Below are 18,663 nucleotides of genomic sequence, written 5' to 3' on the forward strand. Positions count from 1 at the left end.
GTAGATGTGGATAAGAGACAGGGGCGGGGGGCGGGTTGCGCGCCTCGGTGATGACGCGGTTCATGGCCTCGTTGAGGTCGGGGTGCGCCTTCACGCCGGGCTGGTCGCCCCAGCCGGCGCCGAGCGCCTGCTGCTGGCTGCCAATCTTGTCCACCGCGTGCCAGTCCTGCTCGAACAGGCGCTGGTTGACGATGCCAATCTCGTACTGGCCGATGGCGGCCGGCCGCGGGGCAGCCTCGACGCCAGGGCCGAGGATGTCCTCCATGGTCCGGACCTGGATGCGCCACGCCCAGACGATGCCCACCAGGAAGATGACGAGCGAGCCCACGCCGATGCCCACCACCTTGCTCATCACGATGCGGTCTTCCTCGGCCGCCACACCGTGCGGGCCGACGATGACGCGCGACTCGAGCTCCGACTGGGTCTTCTTCATGGCTGCACGTACCTCAGGGACTCGGCGATGTAGGGGTCCTTCACCGGGAGCGTGAAGCGGTTGCGGGCCTGCATGAGGGCGAAGCCCACCGAGATGCCGCCCACGCCGATGAACGCCGTCACCAGCGTCCAGTGGAAGGTGGGGCCCTCCGTGCCCGTGAGCGCCGGCCACACCAGCCAGTACAGGTCCACCGCGTGGATGGCGAGGATGTAGACGGCCACCACCGCCAGCCTGCGCGGCTGCAGCTTCAGGTTGCGCGACAGCAGCGTGAAGAAGGGCAGCACGAAGTGCAGGAAGAACAGGGCGATGGACAGCGGGCGCCACGAGCCGAAGATGCGCAGGCCGTACCAGGGCGCCTCCTCGGGGATGTTGGCGATCCACACCAGCAGGAACTGGGAGAAGGCGATGTAGGCCCAGAACGCCGTGAAGGCGAGCATCAGCTTGCCGAGGTTGTGGAAGTGGTCCAGCTTCACGACGCTGCCGAAGAGGTTCGCCCCCGTGGCGTTCGCCGTGACGATGGTGAGGATGCAGAAGGCGGCCAGGAAGCTGCCCGCGAAGTAATAGACGCCGAAGATGGTGGACTGCCAGAGCGGCGTGAGGCTCATCAGCCAGTCAAAAGAAGCGAAGGTGATGGTCAGAGCAAGGAACGGCAGCGCGCCCGGCGAGAAGCGGCGCTGCTTCACGGTGAGCTCCAGCTCGCCCGTCTCGTCCTGCTTCAGGCTCCACGAGCGCAGGCGCCAGGCCACGAAGGCCCACACGGCGAAGTAGATGACCTGCCGGACGTAGAAGAACGTCGGGTTCAGGTAGCCGTGCTGCTTGTGGGACAGGTGCTCGGCCTCCAGGCCCGTGATGTGGGCCGCCAGCGGCGAGCCCGGCCACCAGGGGTACAGGTCCTTCGTCATCAGCAGCAGGACGATGAAGAGCGGGATGAAGATGACCACCGAGGCGGCCCCCGTCTCCATGGTGCGGCGCAGGACGATGAGCCACTTGGCCTTGGCCGTGTGGAAGATGGCCACCATGAGGAGGAAGGCCACGCTGATGCCCAGCCAGTAGGCGAAGGCGATGAGATAGGCGTGCGCGGCCTGGCCGGTGGCGCCGGTGAAGTAGCCCGCCAGCGTGGCCAAAAGGCCCAGGATGCCCAGGCCGAAGGCGGGCACCATCAGCTTCGGGGTCGCGGTGTAGCGCGCGATGTCGGACAGGCGCGCGGTGGTGACGGGGGGGCTCATCGGTTCTCCTGCGGAACGGGCTGCTGGCCGTCCGTGCGCGTGTTGCGGGCCGCCTGGAGGGCGCGCACGTAGGCGACCACGGCCCAGCGCTCGCGCACGTCCAGCTCACCCGAGAACGACGGCATCACGCCGTAGCCCTCGTTGATGGCGGCATAGAAGTGACCGGCCGGCTTGCCCTGCAGCTCCAGCAGGGACGGCGGCAGGCGCAGCGCCATGTTCTCCGCGACGATGCTGTTGCCGTCGCCGAGCACGCCATGACACTGCGAGCAGACGATGTTGTACTTCTTCTGACCCAGGGTCAGCAGCGCCTTGTCCACCTCGACGGGGATGTTCCCCACGAGCTGGCCGTTGGAGCGGCCGCTGGTGATGCCGGGGTTGCCCACCGGGCGCTCACGCGGGACGGTGCCCTCGGGGGGCGTGCGCATGGCGCGGCCGTCCGCCCAGAAGTCGGACGCCTCGTAGTACTCGTACTTGGCCTGCGCCTCCATGCGCTGGAGGAACTCGGAGGGGACGTCGCAGCCCGAGAGCGCGACGAGTCCGGCGGCGGGGATGAGCCACCTCATTCCTTCTCTCCCGTGACGACGGTCACCTGGGTGGCACCCAGGGCCGTGAGCTGATCCGTGATGGCGGTGGCGTCCTGGCCGACCGCGTTCGGCACGCTCAGCCAGTAGCCGTGCGTGGACGCGCTGCGGAAGGCCTCGGACTCGAAGACGGGGTGATACGGCTGGGGCAGGCGGCTGAGCCCCAGCAGACCGAAGAAGATGCCGAACGCGGCGAAGAGCACGCTCAGCTCGAAGGTGATGGGCACCCACGCCGGCAGCGACAGCAGCGGGCGGCCGCCGATGTTGAGCGGGTAGTCGAGGGTGTTCATCCACGTCTGCATGGCGAGCGCAGTCACCAGGCCGGTGAGGCCTCCGCACAGCGCGATGAAGGGTACGCGCGAGGGGGGCAGGCCCAGGGCCTCCGAGCCGCCGTGCAGCGGGTACGGAGAGTAGGTGTCCATTCCCTCGAAGCCCTTCTCCCGCATCTGGCGGGTGGCGGAGACGAGGGCGTCCGGCGTCGCGAACTCGGCCAGGACCCAGGAGTAGAGGGGGGTGGTGGCAGCAGCCATGGCTCTAGTGCGCTCCGTGCGTGAGGGTGCCGGCGCCAGCGTCCGCGCCGTCGTGGTGGTGGGCGGCGTGCTTGAGCTCCAGCTGGAGCTCCTTCACCTCGCTCACGGCGACCGCGGGCACGAACTTGAGGAACAGGAGGAACAGGGTGCCGAACAGGCCCAGGGTGCCGATGTAGATGGCCCAGTCCACCCAGGTCGGGCTGTAGATGCCCCACGACGAGGGGAGGAAGTCCTGGCTCAGCGAGGTGACGATGATGATGAAGCGCTCGCACCACATGCCGATGTTCACCATGATGGAGGCCACCCACATGATGGGGATGCTCCGGCGGCACTTCTGGAACCAGAAGATGTTCGGGGTGATGACGTTGCAGGCAATCATCAGCCAGTACACGCCGGCGTAGGGACCGGTGGCGCGGTTCACATAGAAGGTCCAGTACTCGTACTGGTTCTGCGAGTACCACGCGATGAAGTGCTCCATCATGTACCCGTAGGACACGATGAGGCCCGTCGCGAGGATGACCTTGTTCATGTTCTCCAGGTGCCGGTCCGTAATCACGTCACGCAGGCCCAGGTACTTGCGGGCCGGCACCATGAGCGTGATGACCATCGCGAAGCCGCTGAACACGGCGCCCGCCACGAAGTAGGGCGGGAAGATGGTGGCGTGCCAGCCGGGCAGCAGCGACACGGCGAAGTCGAAGGACACGATGGTGTGCACCGAGACCACCAGCGGCGTGGAGAGGCCGGCCAGCAGCAGGTACGCAATCTTGTAGTTGTGCCAGTGACGGCCCGAGCCGCGCCAGCCGAGGGCGAAGAGGCCGTAGATGAGCCGCTGCGTCTTCGTCTTGGACGAGTCACGCAGGGCCGCCAGGTCCGGGATGAGGCCCACAAACCAGAACAGCGCGGACACCGTGAGGTACGTCGAGATGGCGAACACGTCCCACACCAGCGGCGAGCGGAACTGCGGCCACGCGCCCAGGGTGCTGGGGTAGGGGAACAGCCAGAAGGCGAACCAGGGACGGCCCGTGTGCAAGAGCGGGAAGAGACCCGCGCACATGACCGCGAAGAGCGTCATCGCTTCCGCGAAGCGGTTGATGCTCGTGCGCCACTTCTGCTGGAAGAGCAGGAGGATGGCGGAGATGAGCGTACCGGCGTGGCCGATACCCACCCACCAGACGAAGTTGATGATGTCGAACGCCCAGCCGACGGGCTGGTTGTTACCCCACACGCCGATGCCGCGGGCGAGCGTGTAGGTGACGCCGATGACGAGCAGGCCCAGGGCGCTGAGCGTCATGCCGAAGAGCATGAACCAGCCCTTGCCCGGCTTGGCCCAGACGTGGGCCAGGAGCGTCTCGTTGAGGGAGGCGTCGTCGTGGTGCGGCGCGACGAGGGGCCTTGGCTCGAGCGGGTCGAGCGTGGCGGTGGCAGCAGTCTCGGCCATGATTAGTGGCTCCCTTCGGTCGCCGCGGCGGACTTCGCGGGTTCGAGGGCGGGGTTGGGGTTACGCACGCGGATGAGGTGCGCGGTGCGCGGGCGGGTGCCCAGCTCGTGGAGCAGCTTGTAGGCGCGCTCGTCCTCGTGCAGCTGGGTGACGCGCTGCTGCTTGTCGTTGAGGGAGCCGAAGACGATGGCCTGCGTGGGGCAGGTCTGCTGGCAGGCCGTCATCAGCTCCTTCTCCTGGATGAGGCGCTTCTCCACCCGGGCGTTGATGCGCACGCGCTCGATGCGCTGGACGCAGTACGTGCACTTCTCCATGACGCCGCGGTTGCGGACCGTCACGTCCGGGTTCATCAGCATCTTCTCGGTGGAGGTCTTGTCCGCCGTGTAGTGCAGGTAGTTGAAGCGGCGCACCTTGTACGGGCAGTTGTTGGAGCAGTACCGGGTGCCGACGCAGCGGTTGTACACCATGTCGTTCAGGCCCTCGTCCGAGTGCACGGTGGCGTTCACCGGGCACACGTACTCGCAGGGGGCCTTCTCGCAGTGCACGCACATGACGGGCTGCATGACCATCTTCGGGTCGTTCTCGGGACCCTCGAAGTACCGGTCGATGCGCAGCCACTGCATCTCGCGGCTGCGGGCGACCTGCTCCTTGCCCACGACCGGGATGTTGTTCTCCGCCTGGCAGGCGACCACGCACGCGCTGCAGCCGGTGCAGCGGGACAGGTCGATGGCCATGCCCCACTTGTAGCCGTTGCTGTAGTCGAAGTCGGGCAGGTTGTCGTGGATGGTGGGCTTCAGCTCGCCCTGCACCCGGTGCAGCACGTGCTGCGTCGCCACGGAGGGCTTCTGCAGCTCGGCGATGGGCATGTCCAGCGCCACCGGGCGGCCTTCCATGCGCCAGTGCGTCTGGGTGAGGCTGAACTTGTGGCTGCCGCGCGCCTGGGTCAGCTTCGCGCCGCCGTCGAACCACGGCGCGGCGGAGCGGCGCAGGACGTTGGCGTTGAAGCCCACGCCCTTGGCGACGGACTCGTGCAGGCCGCTGCGGCCGTAGCCCAGCGCCACCGTCACGGTGCCGTCCGCGAGGCCCGGCGTCACCCACACGGGCACGGTCAGCGTCTGGCCGCCGTAGCTCAGCTCGGCCAGGCTGCCCGGCTCGAGGTTGTTGTCCGTCGCCGTCTGCGGGCTCACCAGGGCGGCGTTGTCCCAGACCATCTTGGTGATGAGGTCGGGCAGCTCCTGGAGCCACGCGTTGTTGGCGAAGCGGCCGTCGAAGACCTTGTAGTCGTGGACGAAGTTGAGCTCCAGCTCACCCGCGGCCGGCGGCGTGTAGCCCGTCACCAGCGCGCTGGCGGCGCCGAAGTCCGGCGTGGCCGTGGCGGCCGGGGAGGCGGTGCCGGCGATGATGCCCTCGGACACCCATACCTCCCAGCGCGACTCGAAGTCGGCGGGGGCGCCGGCCGTGGCCTGCGCCTGGCCCTGCCAGTACTCGCGCAGCAGCTGGTAGGCGGGGCGGAAGGGCTCGTCCAGGAACAGCGCGAGCAGCTCGGACTCGGGCACGCCGTTGAAGAGCGGCTGGATGAGCGGCTGGGCGATGGCCACGGTGCCGTCCACCGCGCGGCCGTCGCTCCACGTCTCGAGCGGGTGCGCCGCGGGGACGAACCAGTCCACGAACTGGCTGGTCTCGTCCTCGTAGAGGCCCGTGTACAGCACGGACATCTTCGCGCGGTTGGGGTTCTTCGCCGGGTCCAGCAGCTCCGCCAGGCCCGCGTCGGCCGGCAGCGAGTAGACCGGGTTCCAGGTGGTGATGACCAGCGTGTCCACGCGGCCGGCCTTGATGTCCTCCACGAGGGCGCGCACCTGGCTCAGGCCGGTGGGCTCCGCGATGGGGGCCTGGACGTAGCGCACGGTGGAGCCGGCGGCGCCCAGGGCGGCGTTGATGGCGTGGGCCAGGGCGTGCACGGCGGCCGGCTGGCGCTCACCGGCGACGACGACGGCGCGGGCGCCCGCGGTGCGCAGGTCGCCGACGACGGCCTGCACCCAGGCGTTGAGGTCACCGCGCAGCTGCGCCTTGCCCGCGGCGGCGCCGGCCAGCGAGGCGGCGGGGCCACCCACGGCCTGGGCCACGGCGGCGGCGACGGCGAGCACCTCGGAGGACTTCACGCGCAGGCGGTGGTCCGCCATGCCGCCGGTGATGGAGTAGCGGGCCTCGGCGACGTAGAGGCGGTTGAGCGGGCCGTTCTTCGGGTCGCGGCGGTCCGCGAACTGGCGCGCGTAGGCCAGGTTGGCCGGGCGGCTCTCCAGGAAGTCCGCGTCCAGCGACAGGATGACGTCCGCCTTGGAGAAGTCATAGACGGCGGAGACGGCCTGGCCACCGAACAGCGCGCGGGCGGCCTCGGACTCCGCGTCCTGCGTCATCGCCGTGTAGCTGTAGAAGCGCGCGTTGGGCAGCTTCTTCAGGACGCGGTTGCGCAGGTCGCCCATCAGCGGCGAGTTGGTCGGCTCGCCCAGGAAGCGCAGGCGGGCGCCACCGTCGGCGGCGGCGGCCTTGCCCACCAGGGTGGAGATGTCCTCGGCCAGCACGCGCAGGGCGCGCGGGCTCTTGCCCTGGCGCAGCACGCGGGCGCGGCTCGGGTCATAGAGCGAGAGCAGGAACGCCTGCTCCCAGGGGCCGGCGGCGCCCTGGTTGACCGGGTGCTGCGGGTTGCCCTCGATCTTGATGGGGCGACCCTCGCGGGCGGTGATGAGCAGGCCGGAGGTGTGGCCGGCCAGCGTCATGCCGGACGCGTAGTGCAGCGGGTTGCCCGGGGAGACCTCGGGCGGCGTCTTGGTGTACGGCAGGATGCGCTCGTCCTGGGGACGGGTGCTGCACGCCGTGGCGCCGGCCAGGGCCAGCGAGGCGCCCAGCAGCTGCATGAACTCGCGGCGGGCCACGCCGGAGGGGGGCAGGTCCGCGCCCACGGGGAACTCGGGGCGCGTCTCCTCCATGTACTCGGAGGCGCCGAGCTTCTCCTCGAGGCTCCGCCAGTAGCTGCGGCCGTAGCCGGGCTCGGTGGAGACGGCGTTGGCGGCGGCGTGCTCAAGCGCCTCGCCGACGGCGTCAGCCGCGGCGGCGGGCCGGTCCGACACGACCGGGAGCGCGAAGGAAGAGGTGTCCTGCGACGGGGCGCCGTCGCGCTTCGTGTTCATCGGTGGCATGTGGAGCAGCTCGTGCGCGAGTGGACGTCGTACTCTTCCGCCAGCTTCTTGCCGAGCGCGGCGGCCTCGGCGGCATCGGTCGGCGGAACCCAGGTCATGGAGGTGATGAACTCGGCCGGACGCAGGTTGGGCTCCGGATTGCGGTGGCAGTCCAGGCACCAGGCCATGGTCAGCGGCGCGGACTGCTCGACGGCGGCCATCTGGTCGATGCGGCCGTGGCAGGTGGCGCAGCCCACGCCCTTGTTCACGTGGATGGCGTGGTTGAAGTAGACGAAGTCCGGCAGGTTGTGCACGCGCACCCAGGGGATGGGCTGGTCCGCGAAGAAGGCCTTGCGCACCTCGGTGAGGTACGGGCTCTTGTTCCAGACCTGCGCGTGGCAGGACATGCACACCGTGGTGGAGGGGATGCCCGCGGAGGGCGACTCCTCTACCGTCCAGTGGCAGTACCGACAGTCGATCTGCTCGTCACCCGCGTGGTGGCGGTGGTCGAACTCGATCGGCTGTTCGATCGGCATCTGCTGACCGGTGACGTACGGCGAGCGTACGTAGGCCATGAGGCCGCCGATGCCGATGGCGGGCACGGCGAGGAGCGCCGCGGCGGACAGCCGCGACACCGTGTTCGTCCAGCGTGGGAAGAGAGGGCCACTCATACCAGGACCATGGGCAAGGGGGCTTCGACGACAGCAGGGACAGGAAGGCTCTGAAGACGAGAAGAGGCGCTGACGTTGCCGGACGCGGGGAGCGGAAGGGCGATCCCGGCCCCGATGGGGCGGGCGGGCGGCGGCTCCTGGCGCGCGGAATCCGAAGCAGTCACGTCCAACGAAACCTCTATGAGAGTGCCGCGGGCGGGGCCCTCCGAAATCTCCCAGCCCTGACGCGGCGCGGGACCATCGGGCATCGACACGGCAGTGTCAACCATTCTGATGTGGCGGCAGTCGGATACCACTTTCACGTGCGGAGGCGGAAAGTCGCGGGCGAGCGCGGATGAATCTCTCTTCTGGCGGAAGGAAGGGGCGTTTGAGACGCGTGCCTTCAGGGGAGATCAGCGGCCCGGAGGAAGGCCGTCGGTATCACCCGGCGTGTGGTGGCGAACGCCGTGCTACAGGTCGCGACAGACGAAGTGAAGCCCGCCATCAGCGGTGCGAGGACTCACTCCGAGTCGTCGGCGTCCGGGTCTCTCCAGCGCTCGCGGCGGCGGGCCAGCAGCCGCTCCACCATCTCCCGGACGCGGGCGTCGCGGTGGTAGTGGGGGTCGTGCCGGCTGCCCTTGCCCTGGTTGCAGCGGGCGCAGGCCAGGCCGAGGTTGGCCAGCTCATCCGTGCCGCCGGCCGTCTGCGGAACGATGTGCTCGATGGTGGCGCGGCTGATGGGCTCGCCGTCCAGGTCCACCAGCAGGTGCGCGTTGCAGTGAAGGCACTTGCCGATCCACGCCTCGCGGCCCCGGTGCTCGGTGCGCTCGAAGGTGCGATCCGTGGCGATGATGCCCAGGATTCGGCGGCGCTTGGCGGTGCTCATCCTACACCTCGACCACGGCGGGGTCGGCGATGGCGAAGACTCGCTCGCCGGGACGGCGGGAAACGTCGCACCCGCCGGTGAAGGCGCTGAAGGCCGGGAGTACACCCACGTCGCTGCCCACATGGAAGCAGGGCAGGCGCAGCCGGTCCCCCCTGCCGGACAGGCGCACCATGGGATGAAGGTGGCCCGCCCACACGAAGCGGCCGGGGGCGGGCTCGGGGTGGTGGGCGAAGCGGAAGGGGCCCTCGTCCAGGTGGGACTCGCGGACGTCGAGGCGCCACTCCGGGGGCAGCGTCTTCACGTGACGGTCATGGTTTCCGCGCACCAGCACCAGCTCCACCCCGGCCTGGGACTCGCGCCAGGCGGCGAGGCGCTGGACGAGGGCGGGGGTGAGGCCCTGACGGGAGTGGATGAGGTCGCCCAACAGCAGCAGCCGCCGGGCTCCGGTGGCGCCGAGCGCGGCGGACAGCCGGGCGAGGTCATCCTCCAGGACGCCGGTGGGCAGGGGGATGCCGTGCTGCTGGAAGCTCTCCGTCTTGCCCCAGTGCAGGTCCGCCACGGCCAGCACGCCGGCGTCGGGCCAGTACAGGGCGCGCTCGGGGAGCAGCTCCAGGAGGGTGCCGCCTACGCGGACCTGGCATCTTCTCGCGTCCATCTCTCCTTCAGGCGCTCCACGCGCTCCAGCAGGGACTCATTGGAGACGCTGGCGCTGATGCGCTCGACGACGAGGGGGAAGCCCAGGGGCGTGGGCCTGCGCACGTGGACGAGCTCCACGGGACTCTGCTCCAGGCGCTCCAGGGTGCGGCCCAGGCGTCCCTGCTCGAACTGCTGCTCCAGCACCTCGCGACGGGCCTGGACGAGGAGCAGGTTGTCCGGGTCGTACTTGAGGAAGACGTCATAGAGGAGCGACGAGCTGGCCTGCACCTGCCGCGTGGACTTGCGCGCCCCGGGCAGCCCCGGCAGCACCAGCCCCGCCACGCGGGCGATGTCGCGGAACTGCCGCTTCGCCAGCTCGCTGACGTTGACGCTCTCCAGCACGTCCTCCACCAGCCGCTCGCGGGTGAAGAGGGCGGGGCGCAGCGCCTCCTCGAAGGGGAAGGGCGCCGGGGTGAGCAGCTCCAGGCCATAGTCATTCACGGACAGGCTGAAGGTGGCCTTCTGCAGGCGCGTGAGGCGCAGGGCGAGCAGTGCGGCCAGGCCCTCGTGCACCAGCCTCCCCTCGAAGGGGTAGAGGAAGAGGTGGTGGCCGTCACGCGTCTGGCACACCTCCGCCAGCAGCGAGCCCGCGGCGGGGATGCGCGACAGCCGCTCCTGCGCCTCCAGCACGGGCCACGCGGCGGCCAGCTCGTCCATGCTGACGTCGCCGTGGCGCGCGGCGTCCAGCGTGCGGCGCACGGCGGCGGCGAGCGAGCTGGACAGGGGCAGGCGGCTGCCATTCCAGCGCGGCGTCTGCGTGGCCTTCGCCTTCGCGGGCTTCACGTACGCCGTCATGTCCTTGAAGCGGCTGAACTCCAGCCGCTTGCCGGCGAAGATGAAGGTGTCCCCGGGGCGCAGCCGGCTGACGTAGGACTCTTCAATCTGTCCGATGCGGCCGCCGCTCCAGTAGCGCAGTTGCACCACGGCGTTGGACGTAATCGTCCCGATGTTGAGGCGGTGCAGCCGGGCGATGCGCGCGTCCGCGACGACGAAGCGGCCCTCGTGCTCCACCACGCGGCGGAACTCCGGGTAGGCGCGCAGCGTGGGGCCGCCCTCGCGCACCAGGGCCAGCGTCCAGTCGAACTCCTCGTCGGTGAGGCCGGCGTAGGCCGCCGCGGTGCGCACCTCGTCGCGCATGGCCTCGCGCGTGAAGCCGCCGCCCATGGCGCACGTCACCAGGTGCTGCGCGAGCACATCCAGCGGCTTGCCCGGCGGCGTGCGTGGCTCCACCTCGCGGCGGAGGATGGCGTCCTTCGCGGCGGCCATCTCCACCAGCTCCAGCGCGTGCGTGGGGACGAAGAGGATGTGACAGGTGGCCCCGGGGCGGTGGGCGCTGCGGCCCGCGCGCTGCATCGTCCGGCCGATGCCCTTGGGGCTGCCCACCTGCACCACGCGCTCCACGGGCCCGAAGTCCACGCCGAGGTCGAGCGAGGAGGTACACACGACGATGCGCAGCGCGCCGTCCTTCAGGCCTTGCTCCACGCGCTCGCGCTCCTCGCGGTCGATGGAGCCATGATGCAGGGCGATGAGGTGCTCCCACTCGGGGCGGGCGAAGCGCAGGCCCTCGAACCAGCGTTCCGCCTGGGAGCGCGTGTTGGTGAAGACCAGCGTGGACTTCTCCGGGGCCAGCCACGCGGCCACGCGGGCCAGCATGGTGAAGCCCAGGTGGCCGGACCAGGGGAACGAATCCACCGAGTCCGGCAGCAGCGTCTCCACCTCCACCGGGCGCTCCAGCTCCGAGCTGACGAGCGTGGGCGTACGGCCAGTGCCCACGACGTGGCGCGCGGCCTCGTCCAGGTTGGCCAGCGTGGCGGACAGCGCCCAGGTGCGGACCTCCGGAGCGAAGCGGCGCAGGCGGGCCAGGGCCAATTCCATCTGCGTGCCGCGCTTGGAGCCGAGCAGCTCGTGCCACTCGTCCACGATGACGGAGCGCAGCGAGGCGAACAGCTCCGCGGCGCGCTCCTGGGAGAGGAGGACGGAGAGCGACTCCGGCGTGGTGATGAGCACCTCGGGCAGGCGCTCGCGCTGACGCTGGCGCACGGAGGACGTGGTGTCGCCGGTGCGGCTCTCCACGTCGATGTCCGTGTCCAGCACGCTCAGGGGTTCGAGCAGGGCCTTCTCCACGTCGCGCGACACCGCGCGCAGCGGCGTCACGTAGAGGACCTGGAGCCCCTTCTGGCCGCGCTCCGCCACGTCCGCCAGCGGGCCGATGTAGGCCGCGTACGTCTTGCCCGCGCCGGTGGGCACGTGGATGAGGCCGCTGTCGCCGCGCGCGTACGCGGCCCAGGCCTCCTCCTGGAAGGGGTAGGGCGTCCACCCCTTCGAAGCGAACCAGCCTCGCAGCCGCTCCATCGGCGTGCCCGTGGCCTTCGTGCCCGTGGCCTCCGCGGCGCGGCGGCGGCGCCTCACCGGGCGGCGCTTCTTCGCGGGTGGACCGGGCTGGGCGGGCGCGCCGCCTCCCTCGTTGTTGGAGCGCAGGGCCTTGCGCCGGGCGGCAATCTGCGCCCGCAGCGAGCGCGGCCTAGTGGACGGCATGGAGCAGCTCCTTGAGCGAGTCCAACGTGTCCGCGTCCTGGGGCTTCTTGTCCGTGCGCCAGCGGGCGATGCGGGGGAAGCGCAGCGCCACGCCCGACTTGTGGCGAGGCGAGGCCTGGATGCCCTCGAAGTGCAGCTCGAAGACCTGCTCGGGCTCCACCGAGCGCACCGGCCCGTACTTCTCCTTCGTGTGCGCGCGAATCCACCGGTCCAGCCGCGCAATCTCCTCGTCCGTGAGGCCGGAGTACGCCTTCGTCACCGGCTGCAGCTCCTGCCCGTTCCACACCGCGAAGGTGTAGTCGGTGTACAGCGACGAGCGCCGGCCGTGGCCCGGGTGCGCGTAGAGCAGCACCGCGTCCACGGTGAAGGGGTCTATCTTCCACTTCCACCAGTCGCCGCGCTTGCGTCCCGTCAGGTACGCCGAGTCGAGGCGTTTGATCATGAAGCCCTCGACGTTGCGCTCGCGGGCCTGGTCGCGCAGCTTCGCCAGCTCGTCCCACGACTCCGCCTTCACGGCGGGGGAGAGGGGGACGCGGGGCCTGTCCTTCAGCAGCGCTTCCAGCTTCGCGCGCCGCTCGCGCAGGGGGCGCTCGCGCAGGTCCTTTCCCTCCAGCTCCAGCAGGTCGTAGACGATGAAGGCCGCGGGGGCCTCCGCCAGCACCTTGGGCGTCAGCTTCTGCCGGCCGATGCGCCGCTGCAGCTGGGCGAAGGGCAGGGGCCGGCCATTCTCATAGGCCAGCACCTCGCCATCCAGCACCGTGCCCTCTGGCAGCGCCGCGGCGGCCTCGGTGATTTCGGGGAAGCGCTCGGTGATGAGCTCCTCGCCGCGGCTCCACAGGTAAACGCCGCCCTGACGGCGGATGAGCTGGCCGCGGATGCCGTCCCACTTCCACTCCACCAGCCAGTCCTTCAGCTCCCCCAGCGACTCGGGCGGCTGCTCCAGTGGCGAGGCCAGATAGAAGGGATACGGCCGCGAGCGGTCCCCGTCCGACACGTCCGGTGACACGAGCTGCTTGAAGAAGGCCGGCGTGGGTTTCCACGTCCCCATCAGCCGGTGCGCCACGCTGGGCGGTGGCAGCCCCGCCACCTGCGCCACCGCGCGAATCACCAGCGTCGCGGAGACGCCCACGCGCAGCTCGCCGGTGAGCATCTTGTTGAGCAGGAACAGCTCCCGCCGGGGCATCACCTTCCACCAGGACACCACCCGCTCGCGCTGCTCGACGGCGTCCAAGTCCCGCAGGGGCAGGAGCCGCTGCTCCAGCCAGACGGACAGCGGCAGCTCCTCGGGCTCGGCCGGGCGCTCCAGGCCATCGAGGAGCAGGGCAATCACCTCCGCCAGGTCTCCCACGGAGGCGTAGACCTCCGCGAAGAGCCAGTCGGGGATGCCCGTCAGCTCCTGCGTCCACCCCACCAGCAGCTTCGTGGTGAGCAGCCGCTTCAGCTTCTGGCCCGTGAGGAAGTACAGCGCCCACGCCGCGTCCTCGGGCGGCGCTTCCTTGAAGTAGCGCACCAGCGCCTCCACCTTCGCGTTGGTGGACGTCGTCTGGTCCAGCGCTTCGTAGAGGTCCGCGAGCCGCCTCACGCGTCAGTCCTCCGCCTCGCCCTCGAAGGGCGTTGCCAGGGGGGCGGCGTCCACGCCCTTGTCGCGCAGGTAGTGCGCCAACGGGTCCGTGTAGCCGTGCGTCACCAGCACCCGCTCCGCGCGCGTGTCCGCCACCGTGCGCAGCAGGTCCGGCCAGTCCGCGTGGTCCGACAGCACGAAGCCCCGGTCGAACCCGCGACGCCGCCGGTTGCCCCGCACCCGCATCCACCCGGACGCGAAGCCCGTCTCGTGCTCCCCGAAGCGGCGCATCCACGTGGAGCCCCCCGCGCTGGGCGGCGCCAGCACCAGCGCGCCCGCGAAGGACGTGCCCTTCTCCACCTCGGACACGAGCTGCGTGGGGAGCATCTTCACGCCCGCCTCGCGGTAGACGGCCACGAGGCTGTTGAGCGCCCCGTGCACGTACGCCGGCCGGTCTGTCAGCCGCGCCAGCTCCGCGAGGATGCGCTGCGCCTTGCCCAGCGCGTAGCAGAACAGCACCGCGGAGCGGCCCACGGCGCGGTTGGCGTCCCACCAGCGCAGGATGTCCTCGGCCACGAGGCGCGTGTCGTCCCAGCGGTAGATGGGCAGGCCGAAGGTGGCCTCGGTGATGAAGGTGTTGCAGCGCACCACCTCGAAGGGCTCGCACGTGGGGTCCGGCGCGCGCTTGTAGTCGCCGGAGACGACCCACACCTCGCCCTGGTGCTCGATGCGAATCTGCGCGCTGCCCAGCACGTGGCCCGCGGGATGGAAGCTGACGGTGACGTCGTTGATGCGCAGCCGCTCGCCGTAAGGCAGGGTGTCGATAGCGGAGTCGGCGCCCAGCCGCCGGTGCAGCAGTCCCTCGCCTGTTCGGGCGCCGAGGTAGCGGCGGCTGCCGCCCCGGGCGTGGTCCCCATGCGCGTGGGTGATGAGTGCCCGCTCCACCGGGTGCCACGGGTCGATGTGGAAGTCGCCTGGCGCGCAGTAGAGCCCCTGCGGCGTCACGGTGATGAGCGGCGGTCTGTCCTGGAAGGGATAGGAGGCGCTCAAAGCTCCATTCAGATAGCGAGGCGTCCCGATGGAGGCCACCCGAGGTGTGGGTCCACCGGACGGGGCGTTGCCCCCTGGGCTGCTCCCTTGACACGCCCGCGTCAATGACAGGCCCAGGCCACCTTCCGGGACTCCGGGGCCCCTTGGACGGCGCTTCCGGACGGGGGATAACCCCGGGACCTCGCATCTGGACGGTCTCACATGACGCCTGCCCTCTTGCTGTCGCTCGTGCTCTCCCAGGCACCCGCCGAATCGATTCACTACACCGCCCCCGCTTCCGAGGAGGAAGGGGCGAAGCCCGCGGCAGACGGTTACGACTTCACGGTGTGGGAGCCGACCGGCAAGCAGGCGAAGCACTTCATCGGCGTGGACGAGGCGAACCTCCGCGAGACGCCCACCGCGGACGGGCCCGTCGTCACCACCCTGCCGCTGGGCGCCAACGTGCGCGTGTTGGAGCGCGGCCAGGAGCGGCAGAAGGTGGGCGAGTACGTCAACCACTGGTACCGCGTGGAGTACTTCGACACCAAGGGCACCCCGGACACGAACGACGACGCGCCCGTCCGGGGCTGGGTGTTCGGCAACACGCTCACGCCCTTCCGCTTCGAGGCGGACTTCGACGGCGACGGCGAGCTGGAGGTCGCCACGGTGGTGATGAGCGCGGACTTCAAGATTCGCGTCCGCGTCCTGGAGCCCAACGTCAAGCCGCCCCGCCGCGTCAGCAGCGTGGACCTCACGCCCTCCGGACAGGGCTACCTGAGCGTGAAGGGCGGACCGGCGACCGTGCGGCTCGTCGCCGCGAAGACGGCGGGCCTGCCGCTGGTGCAGGTGGACTCGGCGCCCGAGGCGTGCGGCGACTTCAGCACCGGGTACGTGAGCTACACGGTGCCGGGCAACAAGAAGGGCGTGCTCGGCAAGGCGAAGGTGGCGCTGGAGCTGGCCGGCCTGTCGGACGCGCCCAACTACTCCGAGTACAAGGTTTCATTCCAGCCGAAGCAGAAGGGCCTCACGGTGGTGCGGACGAACACCGAGGAGGACGAGTCCGAAAAGACGACGAAGACGACGGAACGCACGCGGTACAAGCTGGTGGACGGTGTCTTCTCGGAAGTGAAGCCCGCGGGTTCCGCGGTGGCCGAGACACAGCCCTAGAAGGGCAGAGCCAATCATGAAGATGGATGCACAGGAGCGGAAGGCGGCGTACCGGCAGCTCGCGGAGAAGGGCCAGTCGGTGCCCGTCTCGGTGGAGCTGCCGGCGGACCTGGATACGCCGCTGTCGGCATACCTGAAGCTGGGCGGAGGCTCGCACGGCTTCATCCTCGAGTCCTGCTACGGCGGCGAGCGCTTCGGGCGCTACAGCCACGTGGGGGCGCATGCGGCGGGCCGCGTGCGGCTGGACGCGAAGGGGGCCACGCTGTGGCGTGGCTCGCGCGAGGAGCGCCGCGAGGGCAAGCCGCTGGACGTGCTGCGCGCGCTGTGGCGCGAGCTGGCCGTGGCCCGGCTTCCCGGCGAGGCCCCGTTCCTGGGCGGGTTGGTGGGGTACATGGGTTACAACTGCATCTCGTGGTTGGAGCCCACCGTGCCGGACCGGCACCCGCGCGACATCTCCTATCCGGACTCGGAATGGCTGGTGTGCGAGGACTTCGTCACCCACGACACGCGCACCGGCACGCTCAAGGCCACCGCCATCGCCCGGCCTTCGCTGCACGGCAGCGTGGCGGGCGCGCTGAAGGACGCCGAGGAGCGCGCGCAGGCCATCGCGGACAAGCTGCTCAAGCCGCTGCCTCCGGAGGCGTATGCGCCGGCCCCGCGCATGAAGGGAGCCACCGAAACCACGGCGTGCTGGGACCGCGCCGGCTACGAGGCCGCGGTGGAGCGCGCGAAGGAGTACATCCGCGCCGGAGACATCTTCCAGGTGGTGCTCGCGCGGCGGTTCGAGGCGCGCGGCGCGCCGCCGCCGCTGTCCCTGTACCGGGCGCTGCGGCGGGTGAATCCGTCGCCGTATCTCTTCCTGGTGGAGCTGGGCGAGGCCCGCGCGCTGGTGGGCGCGTCCCCGGAGCTGCTGGTGCAGGTGCGTGACGGCGATGTGGTGGTGCGGCCCATCGCGGGCACTCGCCGCCGCGGCGCCACCGAGGCCGAGGACCTGGCGCTGGAGAAGGAGCTGCTCGCGGACGAGAAGGAGCTGGCCGAGCACGTGATGCTGGTGGACCTGGGCCGCAACGACGTGGGCCGCGTGGCGGCGCCCGGGACGGTGCGCGTCGAGGACATGAAGGTCATCGAGCGCTACAGCCACGTGATGCACATCGTGTCGCAGGTGCGCGGGAAGCTGGACCCGAAGTACGACGCGCTGGACGCGCTGGCGAGCACGTTCCCCGCGGGCACGGTGTCCGGGGCGCCGAAGATTCGCGCGATGCAGATCATCGACGAGCTGGAGGTGCAGCGCCGTGGGCCCTACTCGGGCGCCGTGGGCTACCTGTCCTTCTGCGGCACGCTCGACGTGGCGATTGCGCTGCGGACGTTCTTCGTGGACGGAGACCGGACGATGTGGACGGCCGGCGCGGGGCTGGTGGCGGACTCGGTGCCGTCGAAGGAGGCGGACGAGACGGAGGCCAAGGCGGGCGCCATGGCCGCCGCGCTCCGGCTGGCGCGTGAGGGAGGTGGGCGGTGATTCTCGTCATCGACAACTACGACTCGTTCACCTTCAACCTCGTGCAGCTGCTGTACACGCTGGGCGCCGAGGTGAAGGTGGTGCGCAATGACGACCTGGACGCCGCGGGTGTGGCGGCGGCCGGGGCCTCGCACCTGGTGATTTCTCCGGGCCCGTGCACGCCGCACGAGGCGGGGGTCAGCGTGGCGGCCATTGCCCAGTCCAAGGTCCCGGTGCTGGGCGTGTGCCTGGGGCACCAGTCCATTGGCGCGGCGTTCGGCGGGAAGGTGATTCGCGCGCCGGAGCCGGTGCACGGCAAGGCGGCGAACATCCGGCACGAGGACACGGGCGTGTTCACCGGGGTGAGCCAGGGCTTCCAGGCGGCGCGCTACCACTCGCTGGTGGTGGAGGCGTCGTCGCTGCCCGCGGAGCTGGAGGCCACCGCGTGGAGCCAGGACGGCCTCATCATGGCGCTGCGTCACCGCACGCGGCCCGTGGTGGGCTTCCAGTTCCATCCGGAGAGCGTGCTGACTCCGGAAGGGCCGAAGCTGGTGCGTAACTTCCTGGAGGGGCGGCTGTAGTCCTCACCCACGCAGGTGCGTGGTGTCGTTCCAGGTGACGATGACGGGCTGGGTACCGTCTCCATCCAGGCTGAGCACGCTGATGGAGGCGGTGCCGAGCATGAAGAGCCGCCCGTTGTCCGGCGGTAATCCCAGCCACCGCGCCGCCAGCACTCGCAGCAGGTGGCCGTGGGCGAAGACGAGCACGTCTCCCTTCACCGCGCGGACATCCGCGATGACACGGTCCACGCGGGCGCCCACGTCCGCCGCCGTCTCGCCGTTCGGGGCGCCGTCCTTCCACAGGGACCAGCCGGGGCGGTCCGCGCGGATGGCGTCCCCCGTGCGCCCCTCGTAGTCGCCGTAGTTCCACTCCATCAGGTCGGGCCGCCGCTTCGCCACGTCACCGAAGCCGGCCAGCGCGCACGTCTCGGCCGCGCGGCTCAGCGGGCTCGTCCACACCTCGGCGAAGCGCCACTCGCGCAGCGGCGCCGCGAGCAGCTCGCCCATCCTCCGCCCGTCGTCGAGCAGCGGGATGTCCGTGCGGCCCGTGTGCTGGCCACTGCGGCTCCACTCCGTCTCGCCGTGCCGGACGAGCACCAACTGGGGACCTCGGGTCTTCATGCCGCGCATCGTGCCAGAGGGCGCGCGCCGGAGCCTCGCGTTCCGCGGTCCCGAGCGCCCGAGGGTGGACATTCCGCGCGGG

16 protein-coding genes are annotated in these 18,663 nt (G+C 70.3%); 3 read left to right on the forward strand and 13 right to left on the reverse strand.

The window, feature by feature from the left end:
• From HG543_RS10730 to HG543_RS10785, 12 genes are all read right to left on the reverse strand, one after another.
• On the reverse strand, positions 1 to 433 hold a 433-nt coding region (locus HG543_RS10730), incomplete at its 3' end, for a hypothetical protein (protein ID WP_169344620.1).
• On the reverse strand, positions 430 to 1,659 hold the full coding sequence (locus HG543_RS10735; RefSeq protein ID WP_169344621.1) for a hypothetical protein: 1,230 nt from the start codon (positions 1,657 to 1,659) through the stop codon (positions 430 to 432). The genes HG543_RS10730 and HG543_RS10735, both read right to left, overlap by 4 nt.
• Positions 1,656 to 2,222, reverse strand: coding sequence for a c-type cytochrome (locus HG543_RS10740; protein ID WP_169344622.1), 567 nt, complete (start codon positions 2,220 to 2,222; stop codon positions 1,656 to 1,658). The genes HG543_RS10735 and HG543_RS10740 overlap by 4 nt, the downstream gene beginning before the upstream one ends.
• Positions 2,219 to 2,770, reverse strand: coding sequence for a DUF3341 domain-containing protein (locus HG543_RS10745; protein WP_169344623.1), 552 nt, complete (start codon positions 2,768 to 2,770; stop codon positions 2,219 to 2,221). Before HG543_RS10745 ends, HG543_RS10740 begins: the two co-directional genes overlap by 4 nt.
• Before the next feature lie 4 nt (positions 2,771 to 2,774).
• Entirely contained in the window at positions 2,775 to 4,208 is a 1,434-nt protein-coding gene (nrfD, locus tag HG543_RS10750) for an NrfD/PsrC family molybdoenzyme membrane anchor subunit (RefSeq protein WP_169344624.1), read from the reverse strand.
• Positions 4,209 to 4,210: 2 nt separating this feature from the next.
• Positions 4,211 to 7,393, reverse strand: a complete 3,183-nt coding sequence (locus HG543_RS10755) for a TAT-variant-translocated molybdopterin oxidoreductase (RefSeq protein WP_169344664.1) — start codon at positions 7,391 to 7,393, stop codon at positions 4,211 to 4,213.
• Positions 7,390 to 8,052, reverse strand: a complete 663-nt coding sequence (locus tag HG543_RS10760; protein ID WP_169344625.1) for a cytochrome c3 family protein — start codon at positions 8,050 to 8,052, stop codon at positions 7,390 to 7,392. The genes HG543_RS10755 and HG543_RS10760 overlap by 4 nt, the downstream gene beginning before the upstream one ends.
• Positions 8,053 to 8,551: 499 nt before the next feature.
• Positions 8,552 to 8,917 carry an HNH endonuclease gene (locus tag HG543_RS10765; protein WP_169344626.1) on the reverse strand — a complete coding sequence of 122 codons (366 nt, stop codon included), beginning with the start codon at positions 8,915 to 8,917 and terminating at the stop codon, positions 8,552 to 8,554.
• Between the two features lies 1 nt (position 8,918).
• The gene (gene pdeM, locus HG543_RS10770) at positions 8,919 to 9,572 is read right to left on the reverse strand and encodes a ligase-associated DNA damage response endonuclease PdeM (RefSeq protein WP_169344627.1); all 654 of its coding nucleotides are present in this window, start codon (positions 9,570 to 9,572) and stop codon (positions 8,919 to 8,921) included.
• Positions 9,542 to 12,148, reverse strand: coding sequence for a ligase-associated DNA damage response DEXH box helicase (locus HG543_RS10775; RefSeq protein ID WP_169344628.1), 2,607 nt, complete (start codon positions 12,146 to 12,148; stop codon positions 9,542 to 9,544). Before HG543_RS10775 ends, pdeM begins: the two co-directional genes overlap by 31 nt.
• Positions 12,135 to 13,730 (reverse strand): ATP-dependent DNA ligase, encoded by a 1,596-nt coding sequence (locus HG543_RS10780; RefSeq protein ID WP_169344629.1) that lies wholly within the window; start codon positions 13,728 to 13,730, stop codon positions 12,135 to 12,137. The genes HG543_RS10775 and HG543_RS10780 overlap by 14 nt, the downstream gene beginning before the upstream one ends.
• A 3-nt stretch (positions 13,731 to 13,733) precedes the next feature.
• Positions 13,734 to 14,759, reverse strand: a complete 1,026-nt coding sequence (locus HG543_RS10785; RefSeq protein ID WP_246356908.1) for a ligase-associated DNA damage response exonuclease — start codon at positions 14,757 to 14,759, stop codon at positions 13,734 to 13,736.
• Positions 14,760 to 14,960: 201 nt separating this feature from the next.
• Here HG543_RS10785 and HG543_RS10790 point away from each other — a divergent pair, with 201 nt between their 5' ends.
• From HG543_RS10790 to HG543_RS10800, 3 genes are read left to right on the forward strand one after another with little or no spacing between them, the layout of a single operon-like run.
• Positions 14,961 to 15,905 (forward strand): SH3 domain-containing protein, encoded by a 945-nt coding sequence (locus HG543_RS10790; protein WP_169344631.1) that lies wholly within the window; start codon positions 14,961 to 14,963, stop codon positions 15,903 to 15,905.
• A gap of 22 nt (positions 15,906 to 15,927) precedes the next feature.
• Positions 15,928 to 17,421 (forward strand): anthranilate synthase component I family protein, encoded by a 1,494-nt coding sequence (locus HG543_RS10795; RefSeq protein WP_169344665.1) that lies wholly within the window; start codon positions 15,928 to 15,930, stop codon positions 17,419 to 17,421.
• Positions 17,418 to 17,981 (forward strand): glutamine amidotransferase-related protein, encoded by a 564-nt coding sequence (locus tag HG543_RS10800; protein WP_169344632.1) that lies wholly within the window; start codon positions 17,418 to 17,420, stop codon positions 17,979 to 17,981. Before HG543_RS10795 ends, HG543_RS10800 begins: the two co-directional genes overlap by 4 nt.
• Before the next feature lie 3 nt (positions 17,982 to 17,984).
• Here the strand turns inward: HG543_RS10800 and HG543_RS10805 are convergent, their stop codons facing one another.
• On the reverse strand, positions 17,985 to 18,590 hold the full coding sequence (locus tag HG543_RS10805) for a histidine phosphatase family protein (RefSeq protein WP_169344633.1): 606 nt from the start codon (positions 18,588 to 18,590) through the stop codon (positions 17,985 to 17,987).
• Positions 18,591 to 18,663 lie beyond the last annotated feature (73 nt).

Origin of the sequence: Pyxidicoccus fallax (assembly GCF_012933655.1) — a bacterium.
GTDB classification, from domain to species: Bacteria; Myxococcota; Myxococcia; order Myxococcales; family Myxococcaceae; genus Myxococcus; species Myxococcus fallax.

What these genes read in the sequence shown, in the direction of transcription:
- HG543_RS10740 (WP_169344622.1), bottom strand. Translation starts at nt 2,222, where the DNA reads ATGAGGTGGCTCATCCCCGCCGCCGGACTCGTCGCGCTCTCGGGCTGC.
- HG543_RS10790 (WP_169344631.1), top strand. Translation starts at nt 14,961, where the DNA reads ATGACGCCTGCCCTCTTGCTGTCGCTCGTGCTCTCCCAGGCACCCGCC.
- HG543_RS10795 (WP_169344665.1), top strand. Translation starts at nt 15,928, where the DNA reads ATGGATGCACAGGAGCGGAAGGCGGCGTACCGGCAGCTCGCGGAGAAG.
- HG543_RS10765 (WP_169344626.1), bottom strand. Translation starts at nt 8,917, where the DNA reads ATGAGCACCGCCAAGCGCCGCCGAATCCTGGGCATCATCGCCACGGAT.
- HG543_RS10760 (WP_169344625.1), bottom strand. Translation starts at nt 8,052, where the DNA reads ATGAGTGGCCCTCTCTTCCCACGCTGGACGAACACGGTGTCGCGGCTG.
- HG543_RS10805 (WP_169344633.1), bottom strand. Translation starts at nt 18,590, where the DNA reads ATGCGCGGCATGAAGACCCGAGGTCCCCAGTTGGTGCTCGTCCGGCAC.
- pdeM (WP_169344627.1), bottom strand. Translation starts at nt 9,572, where the DNA reads ATGGACGCGAGAAGATGCCAGGTCCGCGTAGGCGGCACCCTCCTGGAG.
- HG543_RS10745 (WP_169344623.1), bottom strand. Translation starts at nt 2,770, where the DNA reads ATGGCTGCTGCCACCACCCCCCTCTACTCCTGGGTCCTGGCCGAGTTC.
- HG543_RS10735 (WP_169344621.1), bottom strand. Translation starts at nt 1,659, where the DNA reads ATGAGCCCCCCCGTCACCACCGCGCGCCTGTCCGACATCGCGCGCTAC.
- HG543_RS10755 (WP_169344664.1), bottom strand. Translation starts at nt 7,393, where the DNA reads ATGAACACGAAGCGCGACGGCGCCCCGTCGCAGGACACCTCTTCCTTC.
- HG543_RS10775 (WP_169344628.1), bottom strand. Translation starts at nt 12,148, where the DNA reads ATGCCGTCCACTAGGCCGCGCTCGCTGCGGGCGCAGATTGCCGCCCGG.
- nrfD (WP_169344624.1), bottom strand. Translation starts at nt 4,208, where the DNA reads ATGGCCGAGACTGCTGCCACCGCCACGCTCGACCCGCTCGAGCCAAGG.